General features: G+C 50.8%; 13 protein-coding genes and 1 tRNA gene. 7 read left to right on the top strand and 7 right to left on the bottom strand.

What is annotated here, in order from left to right; genetic code table 11:
* Positions 1 to 123: 123 nt before the first annotated feature.
* Positions 124 to 1239: an A/G-specific adenine glycosylase gene (gene mutY / locus KS4_RS08030; protein WP_200761700.1), complete on the top strand. Its 1116-nt coding sequence runs from the start codon at positions 124 to 126 to the stop codon at positions 1237 to 1239.
* A gap of 42 nt (positions 1240 to 1281) precedes the next feature.
* Here the strand turns inward: mutY and KS4_RS08035 are convergent, their stop codons facing one another.
* The 3 genes from KS4_RS08035 to larE form a co-directional block, all read right to left on the bottom strand.
* Positions 1282 to 2349, bottom strand: a complete 1068-nt coding sequence (locus KS4_RS08035; protein WP_145076843.1) for a protein arginine kinase — start codon at positions 2347 to 2349, stop codon at positions 1282 to 1284.
* Positions 2346 to 2990 (bottom strand): UvrB/UvrC motif-containing protein, encoded by a 645-nt coding sequence (locus KS4_RS08040; RefSeq protein WP_145076845.1) that lies wholly within the window; start codon positions 2988 to 2990, stop codon positions 2346 to 2348. Before KS4_RS08040 ends, KS4_RS08035 begins: the two co-directional genes overlap by 4 nt.
* Positions 2991 to 3097: 107 nt before the next feature.
* The gene (gene larE / locus KS4_RS08045; RefSeq protein WP_200761701.1) at positions 3098 to 3934 is read right to left on the bottom strand and encodes an ATP-dependent sacrificial sulfur transferase LarE; all 837 of its coding nucleotides are present in this window, start codon (positions 3932 to 3934) and stop codon (positions 3098 to 3100) included.
* 171 nt (positions 3935 to 4105) lie between these two features.
* On the opposite strand from larE, the gene KS4_RS08050 reads away from it, so the two are divergent.
* Positions 4106 to 4179 (top strand) — tRNA-Arg (locus tag KS4_RS08050).
* A 160-nt stretch (positions 4180 to 4339) separates the two neighbouring features.
* On the opposite strand, the gene KS4_RS08055 is transcribed toward KS4_RS08050, so the two are convergent.
* On the bottom strand, positions 4340 to 6058 hold the full coding sequence (locus KS4_RS08055) for a hypothetical protein (RefSeq protein ID WP_145076849.1): 1719 nt from the start codon (positions 6056 to 6058) through the stop codon (positions 4340 to 4342).
* 593 nt (positions 6059 to 6651) lie between these two features.
* Here KS4_RS08055 and KS4_RS08060 point away from each other — a divergent pair.
* Positions 6652 to 6987: a PilZ domain-containing protein gene (locus KS4_RS08060; protein ID WP_200761702.1), complete on the top strand. Its 336-nt coding sequence runs from the start codon at positions 6652 to 6654 to the stop codon at positions 6985 to 6987.
* A gap of 77 nt (positions 6988 to 7064) precedes the next feature.
* Here the strand turns inward: KS4_RS08060 and cimA are convergent, their stop codons facing one another.
* Positions 7065 to 8687, bottom strand: a complete 1623-nt coding sequence (gene cimA, locus KS4_RS08065; protein WP_145076853.1) for a citramalate synthase — start codon at positions 8685 to 8687, stop codon at positions 7065 to 7067.
* A gap of 446 nt (positions 8688 to 9133) precedes the next feature.
* Here cimA and KS4_RS08070 point away from each other — a divergent pair, with 446 nt between their 5' ends.
* The 3 genes from KS4_RS08070 to KS4_RS08080 all read left to right on the top strand — a co-directional run bounded on the left by KS4_RS08070 (position 9134) and on the right by KS4_RS08080 (position 12278).
* Entirely contained in the window at positions 9134 to 10264 is a 1131-nt protein-coding gene (locus tag KS4_RS08070; RefSeq protein WP_200761703.1) for a COX15/CtaA family protein, read from the top strand.
* Positions 10261 to 11217 (top strand): heme o synthase, encoded by a 957-nt coding sequence (gene cyoE, locus KS4_RS08075; RefSeq protein WP_200761704.1) that lies wholly within the window; start codon positions 10261 to 10263, stop codon positions 11215 to 11217. Before KS4_RS08070 ends, cyoE begins: the two co-directional genes overlap by 4 nt.
* A gap of 71 nt (positions 11218 to 11288) precedes the next feature.
* Positions 11289 to 12278: an ATP-binding cassette domain-containing protein gene (locus tag KS4_RS08080; protein ID WP_200761705.1), complete on the top strand. Its 990-nt coding sequence runs from the start codon at positions 11289 to 11291 to the stop codon at positions 12276 to 12278.
* A gap of 335 nt (positions 12279 to 12613) precedes the next feature.
* On the opposite strand, the gene KS4_RS08085 is transcribed toward KS4_RS08080, so the two are convergent.
* Positions 12614 to 13222, bottom strand: a complete 609-nt coding sequence (locus KS4_RS08085) for a 3'-5' exonuclease (RefSeq protein WP_145076861.1) — start codon at positions 13220 to 13222, stop codon at positions 12614 to 12616.
* 213 nt (positions 13223 to 13435) lie between these two features.
* The gene (locus KS4_RS08090) at positions 13436 to 15226 is read right to left on the bottom strand and encodes an ArnT family glycosyltransferase (RefSeq protein ID WP_145076863.1); all 1791 of its coding nucleotides are present in this window, start codon (positions 15224 to 15226) and stop codon (positions 13436 to 13438) included.
* 561 nt (positions 15227 to 15787) lie between these two features.
* Here KS4_RS08090 and KS4_RS08095 point away from each other — a divergent pair.
* Positions 15788 to 17251 (top strand): anthranilate synthase component I family protein, encoded by a 1464-nt coding sequence (locus tag KS4_RS08095; protein ID WP_145076865.1) that lies wholly within the window; start codon positions 15788 to 15790, stop codon positions 17249 to 17251.
* Positions 17252 to 17261: the final 10 nt, after the last annotated feature.

The raw sequence follows: 17261 nt of genomic DNA on the forward strand, positions 1-17261 counted from the left end.
ACCCTGTCAACTGACTTTCTCACACCTCTGTATCGCTTCATACTTCTTCATCATCGACAAACCCTCACACACACTGTACCTTGTCAAACCCAAGATTATGACTTAATTGCCCGGTATCGCCTGATGTTCAAACCCCATTCCAATACCATTAAAGCCATCCGTTCCCGCCTACTTGATTGGTACGATCAAAATGCCCGTTCACTCCCTTGGCGACCCGCTTCACCCACATCCGCTCCCATCCCTCCATATTACACGCTTGTCTCCGAGGCCATGCTTCAGCAAACTCAAGTCGCAACCGTCATTCCCTACTTCCACCGTTTCCTCGAAACATTCCCGACGTTAGAAACGCTTGCCAACGCTGATGAGCAGCAAGTCCTCACCCTATGGCAAGGTCTCGGCTATTATCGACGTGCACGTAACCTCCACGCTTGTGCCAAGACCATCATCACCGAACATAACGGCATCATCCCTTCCGATATCGATTCCCTCCTCGCCCTGCCAGGCATCGGCCAGTACACCGCCGGAGCCATTGCCTCTATCGCCTTCAATCAGCCAGCCCCAATCCTCGACGGCAACGTCATCCGCATCCTCTCACGTATCTTTTTCATCACAGACCCCACTGATCACACTCCTGTCAAAAAACAACTCTGGTTACTCGCCGATCAACTCGTCCCCGCTCCCGTAAGTACAGATTTTCGACCCGGCGATTACAATCAGTCTATGATGGAGTTAGGCGCTCTTATCTGCTCACCTCGTAATCCAAAATGCGACACCTGTCCCATTCAGAAACTCTGCAAAGCCTACGCCGACGGCTCCCCCGAATCTCTCCCCGTCACCCTTCCCAAGTCCAAACCCCGTCCCGTCAATCATCACATCCTAGCCATCACCCATCCATCCCAACCCAACACATACCTCTTAGAACAGCGCCCTCCCACTGGCTTGTGGTCAAATATGTACCAACTCCCAACCCTCGAACTCAATCACAGCAAAGACATCGCAACCGATCAACTCGCCGCCTACGCGCAAAAACATCTAAAAATCAAGCCTCAAGCCATCACTCCCCTAAAAACCTTCAAACACCAAACCACCCATCTCACCATCACTTTCCATCTCCATGCCATTACGCCAGCATTCATACCATCACAACTCAAACCCAAAACTCAATGGCGATCGCTCGACAAACTCGCAGATCTTCCTTTTTCAAATCCACAACTAAAAGCAATAAAAGCCATGAACTAATTCATGGCTTTTATTAATTGAATATTACATTTCGTTAGCAAGTTAAAGTTCACACCCTTTCAGCCGCGCCCTGATCATCGCCGCTCGCTCTGCTCTCCGCTCTACAGGATCCATCGATCGCCCTGTAATCCGTTGTAAATGCGCGGGCTGTGTCAGCAAAAACAAATCATTAACAGTTTTCATATCAATCTTGTTGATACGCCCAAGATTGACACCTAATCGCAAATGCGACAGTAGTTGCAAGACCTCTTCAGTTCCCATCATCCGAGCGTGCTTCAGTATCGCCAATGCCCGATAGATCTTATCATCCAACTGCTCTGGTCGTTGTTGCAAAAGCGCCTGTCTCGCCTGTTTCTCATATGCAATAATCTGCGGCACAACCGTCGTCTCAAAATCAGCCAAAATCTCCATCTCACTCTTTCCGAGTGTCGACTGATTACTGATTTGATATAGATCCCCGATCGCCTCAGACCCTTCCCCAAACAGCCCTCTCACAGCTAAATGCATATCCCGGGCCGCACGTCTGACTTTCTCAATCTCGCCTGTCAGCTTCAACGCCGGCAAGTGCAGCATCACACTCACGCGAATCCCGGTCCCCACATTCGTTGGGCAAGCCGTTAAGTAACCAAATCGCTGTGAATACGCATAATTCAGCTTAGATTCCAGTACATCATCCAGATGATTGATGTGGCTAAAAGCCTCAGTCAACTGCAAACCACTGCGGAGCACCTGCATCCGCAAATGATCCTCTTCGTTAATCATGATCGCAAAAGTTTCATCAACACCCACCGCCACAGCGCGAGGCAACTCGTTATTCGAACCGGCATGCTGTTTACTGATCAAATGCCGCTCAACTAAAAGCTCCCGATCTAACTGCGGGCTATCTCGCAGATCAATCCATAACACATCATCATCAAGCTTCTGCTCGACAATATGTTCATGACACAACGCAAGCACCTCATGCTGCTGACGCACATTCGCACGATTTACGAACGGAAACCCCGCAATATTTCTCGCCAACCTGATGCGGCTACTAATTACAATATCATGATGTGGCCCGCTCCCCCTCAGCCATTCCCCAGCATGATCCGTCATCTTGTTGATATTCATTCCGCACTCTCCTCAAACGTGCGGATGTCGTCCCGCAATCTCGCCGCCAACTCATAGTCTTCGCTGTTCACCGCCTCATCCAATCGCTTACGCATCCGCATCAACTGCGATTGTCTGTTCTCATCTGCCCCCGCTCTGACCGGCACTTTGCCAATGTGATGAACGCCGCCCTCATGTGCCCGCTCAAGCAAACTACACAACTGCCGCTCAAATGCCTTATAGCACTCCGGACATCCCAGTAAACTTTTCTCACGAAATTGTGCAAACGTCAGTCCGCATTCAGGACATGCAAACCCAGCCTTCACCTCCATCTCGCTCGCGTCCGCCGTTGGCCCCGTCACCGATTCATCGCCCTGATCAACCTCTTCAGGTTGCCCACCCTGCAGCTTCACAAAATTACTCAGCAGCTCATTGATCGGTGCCTGTACGGTCTTGATCGAGATCCCTTCCTCAGCCGCATGCTGATCACACAGATGCTTCTCAATCTTCTCACCGTTGATAATTTCAACCGAGTGATGCGTTGCCGCCTTGTCACATTTGTCGCATTTTCGTTTCACTAAAGCAGTACCCTTCTCAGCCCCGCCGTCCCCACATTGAATCGTCAATCTTCCCGACCATGATCCTACACAATAACTATCCACCTAGCCTTCTCACACCATAATTATCGGTTAATTCTAAGTCCCCTATCCACGCGCATCAATCAGAAATTCCCATCCAGAAACGACTTGCCGTGAATCTATTCACCCATTCATTCGCTCTGGTTGATCGTCAGCACCAGATTCCCACTCCCGGATCGGAATCCCTCCAGATCCACCGAAACATACGTATACCCCGCTGCTTTCACCACCCCGATCACGCGCTGCCTCAGATCCACATCCCCCACGACCCTCACCAGGTCATCCTGATTCAATTCCACCCTCGCAACATCTTCGTGATGCCTCACACGGAACGCTCTCATCCCGAGTGACCGGAGTCCTCGCTCCGCACCCTCAACCCGCTCCAGCCGTTCCTTCGTTACAGGCACCCCATACGGGATTCGCGACGATAAACACGCTGCTGCTGGCTTATCCCAGCTCTGAATCCCGACCAACTTCGCAATCTCACGCACATCCCGCTTATCCATCCCTGCCTCCACCAACGGGCTCACCACCTTCGCCTCTTCCGCCGCCTTCAAGCCCGGCCGGTAATCCCCCAAATCATCCAAATTCGTCCCATTCGCCACCCATTCTGTTCCCCGCATTTCTGCCACTTGTTCGACCGATTCATACAAATGTGATTTGCAAAAATAGCACCGGTCTCCCTCATTCCGCACATATCCCGCATCATCCATTTCCCCCGGCTTCGCCACCACCAAATCAATATCATGACGTGCTGCAATCGCGACAGCCTCCTCCAATTCATACCTTGGCAAGGACGGTGAATCCGCAATCACCGCCACCCCCTTTGTCTTACCCAGTACCTGCCGAGCAACGACCGCGATTAGCGTCGAATCGATCCCACCCGAATAAGCCGTCAAAAGCGACCCATATCCTTCGATCACAAACTGTAGTTTCGCTAATTTTTTCTCAAATTCATTCTCAGGCATACCCATATTGTAACAACCTCAAACACCCTATCATCACAGCACTTACATCACCGAAGATTCCCACCATTTCATCCCTAATCTTCAGAGCGAATTCTCCACAATTCCTCGCCGCGACAAGGCCACAAACTTGCCTTGCGCCGAAAACCTGATATTCTTTTTCACCTACTCATCGCACGAGTAGCTCAATTGGATAGAGCACTGGTCTACGGAACCAGCGGTTGCAGGTTCGAATCCTGCCTCGTGCATTAACAGTCAAAACCTCTTGCTTTGCAAGAGGTTTTTTCATGCAATCATATCCCCTCCCCTCCCTATTTTACTTAACGATTCAACCCAGCCACCGCTGGTGGCGGGGTGTCCCACAATCTATCACATAATTGCCTGCAATCACGCCCCTCCCCTTCAATCCTAAGCATTCGCCCATCGCAATTTCCGTATCAATCTCACATTCGCGATCAGACCCCAAATCAGTACCACGCTCACATAGCACCCAATCAATATCACAGGCAGTACACTTCGGTTAATCACAAAACTCCCAAACACCACCTTCCCTCCTCTCTCAGCAAACCATCCCAACAACCACGGCCACTCCAGTTCCATACCCACCCAAAATCCCATCGGCACAGCCGTTAACGCGAATAGCAACACAACTGATCCCCAAACATAACACGATACCTTGTACCCAAGTCCCAACTGCCCACGCGCTCCAAACAACCCAAACACCCCATTCAAAACCCACGGCCACCACATCTGCCAACCAACCAATAGCAACCCAGCACCAATCACAATCCCCCATACTCCCTCCCAAACTAATTGCATTTTCGCATCTAAAGAATGTCGAAATCCTCTCCCACCCTCATCGAAAAAGTAGTACCACATATAAATATTCATCGCCATTAACGACAAAACTATGGCTATCAAAATCGAACTCAGCATAAACCAATGATGCATCTCATTTACAACCCGAGTGCGCATCAATCTTCCAACCCGCTTGACTTCAAATAAAAACATCCAAGCTGTCTTCAAGTACCGCCTCACACAATCAATCGGCCTTGCAATTCTTGCCCCATCCATCGGCAAGCCGATCCGGTGAATCGGCGGCAACGAATCGCAAACATGCTTACCGCATTCGCCACAGACCTTGGCCTCATCATTAACCTTCTCTAAAAACACCTGATATCCGCACTCATCGCAATACCCAGGCCACGGCCACGCCTCTCTGAAATACCGCCCCTTCACTCCAATCAATAAAACCATCAACGGCCCGAAAATAATCGGCAAGACCATACTCGCTTCAATGATCTCATGGTATTGAATCAAGACCCCTCCTTTTGCCAGATGTACTTCTCGCTCAGCCATATACTGCGCTCGATACGCATCTTTTTCCTCCCGTAAAGTTCCCAACTCCGCATATTGAGCAGTGGTATATCGCCCCCCCGCGGCCTGAACTTTCTTGTTTAACGTTGCAGTTTTTTGAGAAAAAACTCTCCATGGCTCCTGATGCATCTGGTGCCAACTTAAAAAATGCTGATGTGTTGCAATATACGGATAGTTAATCAAAAACACGCCAACACAAATCATCAAGGAGATGCAAGGCAATACACCTGCGACACGCCGATTTGCTTCACCCCATATTTCCAAAAAGCCCCGCTCATCCCCAACTTTCGCAACACGACAAACAAGCAGTAACCCAATCCCCCAAACGCACGGCAAACTCAAAAGTCCAAAACTCACAATACCCAACAACGAAATCAATATTGGCGCATCAAATTTCCCCAAAAATGGTAGGCCGGTACTGACATTGTGCTGAAACAACTCAGGCATGAACGCCAAAAATCTCCACAGACTCCTCTCCTCATCCAGACTAAAATAACCACGAGGCCAATCACTGAAGCACATGCCAATAAAAACCAATATCCCCGTACTCAACACGACCAATGGCAATAACCTTAATCGTCCTCCAGACCCATGCATTACTGAGGCTCGATCTGCCGCATACCTCGGACGCACCCATGACCATAAAAACAACACCCACCAAGTCACGGATTGCGGCGACGCTCGCAATGCTCGCTCGTCTTGATCGATCTCCTCGACATCTCTCTTTTCATCCACTAGTATTAATTTCATGCCTTGCCTCATCCAGATAAAACGTCTTGCTATCAGTATGACGCTTTTAAAACCATTCAGATACAGGCTTATTCATTTTATTTGTGTCATAGCACCGTGAATGTGCGCACAAAAAAGGGCTCAGCGTTGCACTGAGCCCTCGAAAGAGGAGGAGGAGGATGAAAGCTTGTTAAGACCTCTATCACAGCACATCTCGGTGTGGACTGAGGTGGTAGTTGAAGATCTAATCTTGGAGTTCTTTCGTCTGGTTCGCCTCGTCTTCAATCGGCTTCCCAGACCGAGTTTCACTCCCGTATGCTCTTCATTATCTTCTTTCGGCTAAAGCGGAAATTACTTTGAATCATTTTCCATTTTTACTGGAAAACGCCCATCACCCCTCCCCCCACCTACAGGCCTTGTCGTAAGCATCCTCCCCACTCCTGCAGGTTCCGCTCTCTGATCCGCACAAAACGCACAGCACGCATCACACCACCTTAAATACACCATTGAAGCACCCTTTTTACTCAATTAAATAACCACCTCGGACGATGAAAAAGCTGATCAAAGGGGATATTACGTTACGAACCAGATTCACCACTACCGGAAGGATCAGAATGGAACGCCGCAGATTTCAACGTGTGGCGGGGATTGGGGATCTTAACTGCTGTCTTGGCGAAGTCGTCGACCTCTCCGCTGGCGGTATGCAAGTTATCCGAAAAGGCAAACAGCCCATTCAGCAAGGCGATTTTGTCAACGGTATGCTCGAACACGATGAAGGCCAAATCGATATCCGCGCCCGAGTGGTCTGGGTTCGCAAACTCGGCTTCTTCCGTTGGGCATTCGGCCTCGAGTTCATCGAAATGAACGAGAAAGATCTCGACAACCTCGTTCAGCTCGTCGAGTGCGGACATCACGAATGTGTCGGCCCGCGTCTCTGGGCTGCCGCATAAGCCACTAAACAATCAACAAAAAGCAGGCTCGTATTAATTATACGAGCCTGCTTCTTATTTTCTATTCTCAGATTAGATCAGACGCAAAGCGTCTCAGCTTTCGCCTCAATCAAATGATACGCAAACGCGTCCGTGAGTGCTTCCCATGAAGCATCAACGATATTCTCATTCACACCCACAGTTGTAAAGTGACGCAGTGTTTCCTGATTCTCATCTCTTACTGCAAACTCGATCATAACGCGTACTTTCGCAGCAGTCCCTTCGTTCGGGTTCACAACGCGGACCTTATAGTCCATCAACTTGACATCATGCAACTGCGGATACGCATGCTGCAGCGCTTTTCGCAGCGCGCCATCCAACGCATTCACCGGGCCATCCCCCTCAGCAACCGTGTGTTCGTAATCATCTCCGACCTTCACCTTGACGATCGCTTCAGTTGACGATGCATTCCCATTATTCTTCAGGATCACGCAACGATAATGATCCAAATGCCAGAAGTCCGGGCACTGATTCATCGCCTTATAAAGCAGCAATTCAAACGACGCTTCCGCCGCCTCAAACTGATACCCCTTGTTTTCCAGTACCTGCACGCGATCCAAAACTTCACGCTGCAAATCGCGATTGTTCTCAATATCAAATTTTTTACCCAGTGTCGCCGCAATATTCGAAGCGCCCGACAACTCACTCACCAAAATTCGTCTCGAATTCCCCACACTCTCCGGCGTCACATGCTCATACGAATGCGCGATCCGCTGAACCGCATGCACATGCATCCCGCCCTTATGGGCAAACGCCCCCGACCCAACATACGGCTGCCCCGGCACCAAATTCTGGTTCGCAAGCTCATACACATACCGTGATAGCTCTGTCAGATGCAGATTTGAATCTTCGCGCTCAAGCGCCTCAAATCCGAGCTTCAACTTCAAATTCGCCACCACCGTGATCAAATCGACATTCCCGCAGCGTTCGCCTATCCCATTGATAGTTCCTTGCACCTGCACCGCACCCGCTCTTACAGCAACCAGCGAGTTTGCGACAGCCAAGCCACAATCGTTATGTGTATGGATCGCTATATTGGCCTCAGGCAATGTTTCTTTCAGCCTTTTGATCGTCGTCAACACAAACTCTGGCATCGACCCGCCATTTGTATCACACAGCACCAGCCGCGTTGCACCGCCCGCTAGCGCAGCCTTCAATGTCTGTATTGCATATTCAGGATTCGCCTTGAACCCATCAAAGAAATGCTCCGCATCATAAAACACCTGCTCTACATGATCATGACCCGTACAAAACGCAATCGAGTCCTCGATCATTGCCAAGTTCTCTTCACGGCTTATCCCAAGCACTTCATCAACGTGTAAATCCCATGTCTTTCCTACAATCGTGATCACCGGCGACTTCGAATCGACCAGCGCATTCATCCCCACATCATCCTTCGCCTTAATCCCTTTTCGACGCGTCATCCCAAAAGCACACACTTTCGCATGCTTCAGATCCAAATCTCTCACCTGCTCAAAGTATGCCACGTCCTTCGGGTTCGATAGCGGATACCCACCCTCAATATAATCAAACCCAAGCTCGTCCAGCTTTTGTGTAATCTTCAGCTTGTCCACCAGCGATAACGTTACCCCCTCGCCCTGCGTCCCGTCACGCAGCGTCGTGTCATAGATCTCAATCCGTCTTGGTTGCTCGGTGCTCATAGCGATCTCGTTTTCTTTTGGATTACTCACTCAGGTCCCAGGCGTCACAAAAAAACCCTACCATCTTGGTAGGGCTCTAGTTGGTTTATTTGAACGACAACCGGCCCTACATCGGGTAGGTAATAATAATGGCGATGGCGATAATGCTATTATTCGCAGTTGTCATAAAAAGAATTGTAACGCTTCTGCAAACCCTAGCAAGTTCATCCTACCCTTACACCTGTTAAAACCGCGCTATCGCCACTTTCCCAACACAGATATCCACCACATCATCAGACCCGTCAGTATCCTGTTCCCCTCTCATCTTGCCATAACCCCTAACCCGACTTCACCCCCTTTCCTGTCGCATCACAATCGTCCTAAAGCTATAATCGCACACGAGAAACGTTACCTGACATACCTAATTTTTGAGAACCAACCCGCCTGTGTACATGGGTTTGGATGCTATGAAAAACCAAAAAAACGACCAACCCCCCCGTGCTGACGATCAGCTCACCACTCATCCCTCAGCCAACTACAGCCTACTCACGCACATCACCGCCATCCTCCTCTTCCTCATCACCTTCATCCTCATCACCGTAGGCGGCAACGTCACCTCCCTCGATCAAGGCCTCGCCGTACCCGACGGTTGGACGACCTTCGGCCACTGGACACTTATCGCCCCGCCCTCCGTCTGGTGGGAAAATATGGGCACATTCTGGGAGCACTCGCACCGTCTCTTCGGCAACGCCGCAGGTATCCTCTCCATTGCCCTCGTCCTTCTCGCTTACATCAAACAACGTGATCGCATTTGGCTACCCAACACCGCACTCCTCCTCCTTCTTATGATCGTCGTCCAAGGCATCATGGGCGTCTACCGCGTCACTGAACTTTCCACTGCCCTCGCCCTCATCCACGGCGTCTTCGGCCAAGTCATCCTCGCCACATGCGTCCTGCTCGTCGCCGCCACCAGTAAACTTTGGATCAATTACACCAAAAGTTGGAAACCGAATCAGCAGTTAACCCTCAAAACGCTCCGTATCATGAGTCTTCTCATGGTCTTCTTCCTGCTCATCCAACTCATCCTCGGTGCAGGCGTTCGTCATTCCAAATCAGCACTCGCAATTCCAGACTTTCCCAAAATGCATGGCGAATGGATACCACCACTTACACAAGCCGCCGTCGATGCAAAATTCGATGAATACAAAGCGCAAAAAGTCTTTACGCGTGAATACACAGTCTCCCAAGTTCATCTCCACCTCACTCACCGACTTCTCGCCTTCTTCATTCTCTTCTTCGGCCTCATCTACTTCATCATGATGCTCAAACAATCTCGCATCTCCCCCATACTCCTCGGCCCCGCCTTCACCGTCATTAACCTCCTCTTCCTTCAAGTCATCCTCGGCATCCTTGTCATCTGGTCCAATGACTACCCCATCAACGCAACCGTCCATCAGGCTTGCGGAGCCGCCCTCCTTGCAGCATGTGTCTGGGCCGCCATCCGTATCCATCTCGCAGCAGCCGGTACATATCTACCTCAAACCACGAGCACAACCTCCTCCCCGCAAAAGCCCTCCGCACAAGGAGGACTCGCATGACCCTCGCTGAGCAAAACATCACACAACCATCTATTGAACCATTAGACCAGCCAAGATCCATCTTCGCTCGACGTTCTGACTTCATCGAACTCGCCAAAGTCAAGATCACGCGCATGGTCATCATCACCGCCTACATCGGCTACGGCTTCGCCAACGATGCAGGCATCTCAAACGCCCAATGGTACGCTAAACTCTTCATCATGCTTCTCGGCGTTGCACTCGCCTGTATGTCCGCTTCCGTACTCAATCAACTCTACGAAATCGACACCGACCAACTCATGGATCGCACGAAAAAGCGTCCACTGCCAACCAGCCGCATCTCCAAGACCGAAGCCCTCATCTTCGGCCTCGCCCTCGGCGTCCTCGGTATCGCCCTCCTCTCGCTATTCACCAACGCCGCCGCCGCACTCCTCTGCCTCTTCACTATCGTCTCCTACGTCCTCATATACACACCCCTCAAGCGTATTTCTCCCGTAGCACTCCTTGTCGGCGCTATCCCCGGTGCCATGCCCCCCGTCATCGGTTACGCCGCAGGCCTCGAAGGTTCTGGCTTCACCGTCTTCAATAACACCGGTTGGGCCGCATGGATCATCTTCGGCATCATGTTCGTCTGGCAAGTCCCTCACTTCCTCGCACTCGCCTGGATGTACCGTGATGACTACGCCAAAGCCAACATGCCCATGCTCCCCGTCATCGACCCCGACGGCTCACGCACCTTCATGCAGATCCTCATTGGATGCATCACACTCGTCCCACTCGGACTCCTCCCCACCATGATCGGCATCTCCGGCCTCGCCTACTTCTTTGCCGCACTCATCTGTGGACTCATCTTCCTCTACTACGGCTACAAAGTCGTCCGCTTCCCCTCAAGACAACACGCACGCACACTCTTTCTCGCCTCACTCGTCTACCTCCCCGTCGTCCTCCTCTTCATGCTCATCGACAAAATGTAAATCCCCCCACTCGCCTATCCACTCGCCTCTCAATCATCTATCCATCAGTTAGCCATATGACACAAACCACCATGACACAGCCCACGACCAACACCCAATCCGCCATCAGCGTGAACGCCCTCTCACATCAATACCCTCCGACCCGCAAAAGCACCGCTCCCGTTCAAGCACTCAACAACGTCTCATTCGCCATCACCCCCGGCGAAGTCTTCGGGATCCTCGGCCCCAACGGTGGCGGCAAAACCACACTCTTCAAAATACTCTCCACCATACTCACACCCTCAGCCGCTGACGCAATCACCATCAACAACCACAACCTCCTCACCAACCCTCACCTCGTCCGACAATCCCTCGGCATCGTCTTTCAATCACCCTCACTCGACGGCAAACTCTCTGCCCGTGAAAACCTCACAACCCACGGCCATCTCTACGGCCTCTCCGGCCCCACCCTCAAAGCTCGCGTCGATGAACTACTACAGCAATTCAACCTCGCCGACCGTGCAAACGACCTCACCGAATCCTTCTCAGGCGGCATGAAACGCAAAATCGAACTCGCAAAAGCTATCCTCCACCGCCCACAAATCCTCATCCTCGATGAACCCTCCACAGGCCTCGACCCCGCCGCTCGCCGCGATCTTTGGCTCACCCTCCACGACCTCATCCAACACCACGGCATGACCGTCGCTCTCACCACACACCTCATGGAAGAAGCCGAAAAGTGTGATCGACTTGCCATCTTGTCTAATGGTAAGTTAGTTGGATCAGGTTCCCCCTCCCAGCTCAAGGAACTCATCGGCGGATCCGTCATCACCATCCTCCCAGACATCCACGAATCACCTCAGCCTCTCCTCGACGATCTCGTCGCCCAATTCGACGGCTGGGAAGACGGCGGTGCTCCCGCACTCATCGACAACACGATCCGCTGCGAACACGCTCAAGGCCCTGAGATGGTCGCCAAAATAAGCGCACACCTCGCAGGTCGAATCAAATCCATCACCGTCGGCCAACCCACTCTCGAAGACGTATTCGTCCACCTCACCGGCAACAAATTTACCAACTAAATCCTCTTCCCCTATCCCCCCCCACCAGTTTTTATAACATATTCCTGCATCAAGCCCGCCACCGCTGGTGGCGGGGTGTCCTACAATCCCATCAATTTACCTGCGCCCTACCCTTCCCCCTTTCATCCAATCGCAACCCCTCGCCTGCGTCTTCTCAAGCACTCGCACTAATCATTTGTACATACTAGCATGCAGAACATTCACACGCAGCTTGCACCGCATATTACATTACAGGTTCCCAGCCAAGCTGCTTCAACAGTGCTCTATGTTCTATGCTCTCAGCGCAGAATTTGATTTCATAGCGCCTAAGCCAAAGGTTTGAGTTCAAAGTTACCTTATGCAAAATCCGCTCGGGAAAGCAGTTTATTCCTCAAAAGGTGTTGTATAACATATGTAATCGAGAGGGCGTCATCCAATGCGTCGTGCCCTTTTAATGGGGGATGCTCTAATTCAAAATAATCCGCCAAGGCGTTACTAGGCGTCCGTTTAATATCCTCATAAGGCATTCCCGCAGCGAGCAAGAGCTTGCACGCGTTATCAAATTGATGTGCGGGTATGGACGGTTCAATACCTGCGATATAGCAACTAATTGCCATCATGTTCAGTTCGTCTTTACCCCAAGACCAGAGCTTAGCACCTTCGGCAAATTCGCGAAGCTGCTCGTTGGCGTTTTGCAATGAGACACCCACGTTATCAATCGTCTGTTGCTCAATACCCGTTAGTTTTGTGAAGAATGGATCGAGTTTGTATCGATTGCCAAATCGATCAATAGGATTGACATAGGCTTTGAAGGTATCAATACAATCAAAGTTATCACTTAGTGATATTTTTACTGCTCCAATTTGGGCGATAACTGGGTCAGGATCATGTGGCCCGCACCAAAACCGCCGGTGAGCATTTTCAGTTACAAGGAATTCACAGTCAAAGACGATTGCTGTTTTCATATACGTCCTCACTACGATAACTCTGTCTGCTTTGCTGCAACGTAATCAAAACTATTTTCGATCTTAGATGCAATATGAAACAGCAACAACTAAAAAGAGCAAGAATATGCCGGTTTTTGTTGTGAAATTCCGTTTACTTCAAAGCAAACCACGTTCTTTCTATGCGCACCGACCTTACGCGTTTTCGATCACAATCGTTTCCTAGCACTAACACTATTCACTAGCGATATTCTTAACATAAAGAACATTCACGCGCCGCTTGTCCTGCTTGAATTCCAATACTGGTTTCCAGCCAAACTGCTTCATGAGCGCATCATTGATCTTGTCCTCATCCGCGATCATGTATGTTTTACCCCTTAAGTCCGCAGTAAACAGTTTGATATTCTCGATCGAAACACGAGGTACAATCCGCTGTGTGTAAATCAAAAATTCTTCATTGATCGCATCAGTTTCACTCGGATTAAACAGCACATACATCGGTGCTTTGCCAATCACTTCACTCACTCGCTCAGCCTCCACGCGGATCGGATGATTACGATCCGGTGAAGCCGAGTACGCCAGCCAAATCGTCGTTGAGGCAACCAACATCCATGCCGCAGCAAGATAAATAGCTTTCATCGGCTTCTTGAACGCCACATGCTCTTTAAACCCAAGATACGCAATCAAAACCAGCGTCGGTCCCGTCACAATCACCAACGACATCGGCAGCGGCCCAAGAATATATTTTGGAACCACTGCACCTATCTGCCGGTAATCGAGAATCTGTACGACGAACAAGCCAATACTTGCGCACACAAACCCGATCCATTGCGGATAGATCATAAAATTTCCGCCGGGATCGCGCTCGTTATTCGCAGCCAGAGATACGTGCCAACGCAGCAATTGCGCGATGAGCAAACCCGCAGCCGGAATGATCGGCAAAATATATCGCTGCTGCTTCGCGCCCGGAATCGACAAGATCACAAACAGCACCATGAACCACAGCCACGGCACCAACAACTTACGCCGATCCAATCCCCCTGCTCTGACATATGGCTGGAAAAACGAGCCGAACAGGAACAGCGACCACGGCAACACAAGCCCAAGTAATCCGAAGTAATAAACGGGGATCTGATATTCTTGCCGTGAAGCCTTGTATTCACCCCACCAAGTTTGAGCTGCTTCCGGGTAATGCATCAAAGCATAAATAAACCACGGAGCCGCAATCGCGACCGCAACGATCATCGCACTGACCAGCAATAACGTCGATCGCAAACGATGTTTCGGCGTCAGAATAATCGTCGTAATAATTGGCACAAACGACCATAGAATCCCCAGCGGCCATCCCTTGGTCATGACCGCAGCGGCAGCAAAAAATCCAGAAAGTGCTGTGAAAATAAGTGTTTTTGTGATTTTGGGTGTAGGTCGAAACGGTTTGATCGCAGCAATCAATGATGCGACCGACATCGCCGAGAAGGCTGCCAATTCGATGTCATAAGAACCGATACGCGCTTGTTTTTGAAAAAACCACATCGTCCCGGTTGCCAGGGTGGCAATGATCGCAAATTTATGATCCCCCAGATTTAGCCCGATCCAGAACACCCCCACAAGTAAAAGCAGACTTGATGCAACCGCGACAAGCCGCGAGCGATAAATAATGTCCTGTGGCGATCCCGCCACTGTTTCTTCGCCCATCATATCTTGGCCGGGTTTAAGTCCTGTATATGCAAGGAGATTCAACCAAACCGTGAGCGGCGGTTTCTCAAATCGCGGCACACTGTTACGTGTGGGAATGAGATACGCATCTGGTTCGGCAGCGATGTGATCCGTGCCATGCCAACGCATCCAGGTTTCTTGCGATGAGAGGACGGTGATATTTTCCATCGTGCGATTGGAATCGGCGCGCGAGAGCGACATGAGCAGCGGTATGGTGCAAACAAAAAGGATGAGCAGCAGCGATAGCAGGTTTCGCAGCGGTGCGGGTGCGTCGGGCTCAAGGAATCGATAGATGGGTGAATCGTTCATTAGGGAGTATTGTCAGCGAGGTTAGGTCGGGTGACAAGTTGGGGAAGCGCGCACAATATTGAAATTAATACGCAAAGAAATGGGTTGATATTGAAAAGTGAAATGATCGATTATGTTAAATTAAGGATCGGTAATGCAAAATATGTGTATGCATACAGAAGAAAGAGGATGTGAGCGGCACATCTGTGCGCACAATTGGATCAAATCAGGTGATTTGAAGCGATTTTTAGGCGCGAAATGAGGGTGTTTTGAGCCAAAATGGTGCATTTACGATTAAAAAAAAGCGAAATGGACGGGAAATGATCGATTTGTGAACGCTGATTTTGGCTTTGTGCGCGCGGTTTGCGACTAGCTTGGAAAGAATATGGAGGTGTCAATGACGCATGCATGTGTGTTGCATGTATTTGAGCTGTAAGATTTCCCTCGATCGGCGGTCGTGGGTGTGTCGCATTTATATTTTGTGGAGAAGCTAAGCTGAGATGAGTTTCACGCGTGGGGCATATATAAGTGCTGGTGTGTGTGTTGAGGTGGCTGGGGGGGTGAGGTGTGTGGCGGGGGGAAATGGGTATGATTGGTGCGATGCTTGAAAATGGTTTGCTACTTGAGATGGGTGATGGGATTGGGCTTAAGGATGTTGTGCGCGGATGGCCTGCTGAGAGGCGGTTGTTGGTTTTGAGTTCTGGGCGTTTTGATAAACGGTGGGCGCGGCGGTGTGTGGTGGCAACGGCGGATGAAGGATGGGGATTTGTAGAGGACGAAATGCGAAGTGGTGAAGGGGAGCGGGGCGCGGGGCGGCATGTGTGGATGCGCGAGGGTGAGGTGGCTGAGGTTTTGGAGGGGAATGAAGATGATCCGTTTTCAGGATTGCGGGATGTGATGTGCGGCGAAAAAGGGCCTACGGAGCAGGGAATTTGGATGGGGTATTTGGGTTATGAATTGGGGCGGTGGGTAGAGGATTTGCCGAGCACGGGGGCGCGGGATCGGGGATGGGAAGCTGGTGTGATGCATCGGTGCAGCGGATGGTTAGTTTATGAGATGAATGAGGATGGTGGTGGCGAGTGGTATGGATGCGGTGATTGGAAGGAGGACTTGCCGGGATGGGTGAAGGATGTGTTTGAATGTGGGGATGATGGAGAAAATCGGGGGAAGGAATATGAAGTTGGCGAGTTTGTGGGTGATGTCGATCGAAATGGTCATGAGGCGAATGTGCGGAAGGCGCTGGATTATATCGAGGCGGGTGATGTATTTGAGGTGAATGTGGCGCAGCGTTTTAGTGCTGCTTTTAAGGGGGGCTTGAAGGGGTCACGGGGTTTGTATCTGGATATGCTGGATGCTTCGCCGAGTTGGTATGGAGGGTATATGGAATGCTTGACGGCGGATAGATCTAAGCGCGTGTTAGTAAGTATGTCGCCTGAGCTTTTCTTGGAGGTCGGTCTGGATGATGAGCTGAAAGAGGGGGGAATAGTGACGAGGCCGATTAAGGGGACGCGGCCCGCGAGTGTTTGTCCGAGTGAGTTGGCGGATAGTGTGAAGGATTGGGCTGAGCTTAATATGGTGGTGGATATGATGCGGAATGATTTGGGGCGGGTGTGCCGCTATGGGAGCGTGCGGGTATTGAACGGGCGGGAGATCGAGACGCATCCAACGGTGCATCATGGGGTGGCAACGATTGTGGGAAGGTTGCGGGAGGAGTGTGATGTGGCGGATCTGCTTCGTGCGGCGATGCCTGGTGGTTCGATTACGGGGGCGCCAAAAGTGCGAGCGATGGAGATTATTGAGGAGCTTGAGGGGGCGAGACGGTGCGCGTATACGGGGGCGATGGGGATGATCGGCGGCGATCAGATGCTGCTGAATATTGCGATCCGGACGGCGATGATCGAGATGGATGAGGGTGGGGAGGGATTATTGGATTATTGGGTTGGTGGTGGGATTGTGGCGGATAGCGTGCCGCGTGAGGAATATGAGGAAACGCTGGATAAGATGGCGGCGATGAAGAAAGCAGTCGGGCAAGAATCGATTCGATAGTTTTTTAGTT

Source organism: Poriferisphaera corsica (assembly GCF_007747445.1).
Lineage (GTDB): Bacteria > Planctomycetota > Phycisphaerae > Phycisphaerales > Phycisphaeraceae > Poriferisphaera > Poriferisphaera corsica.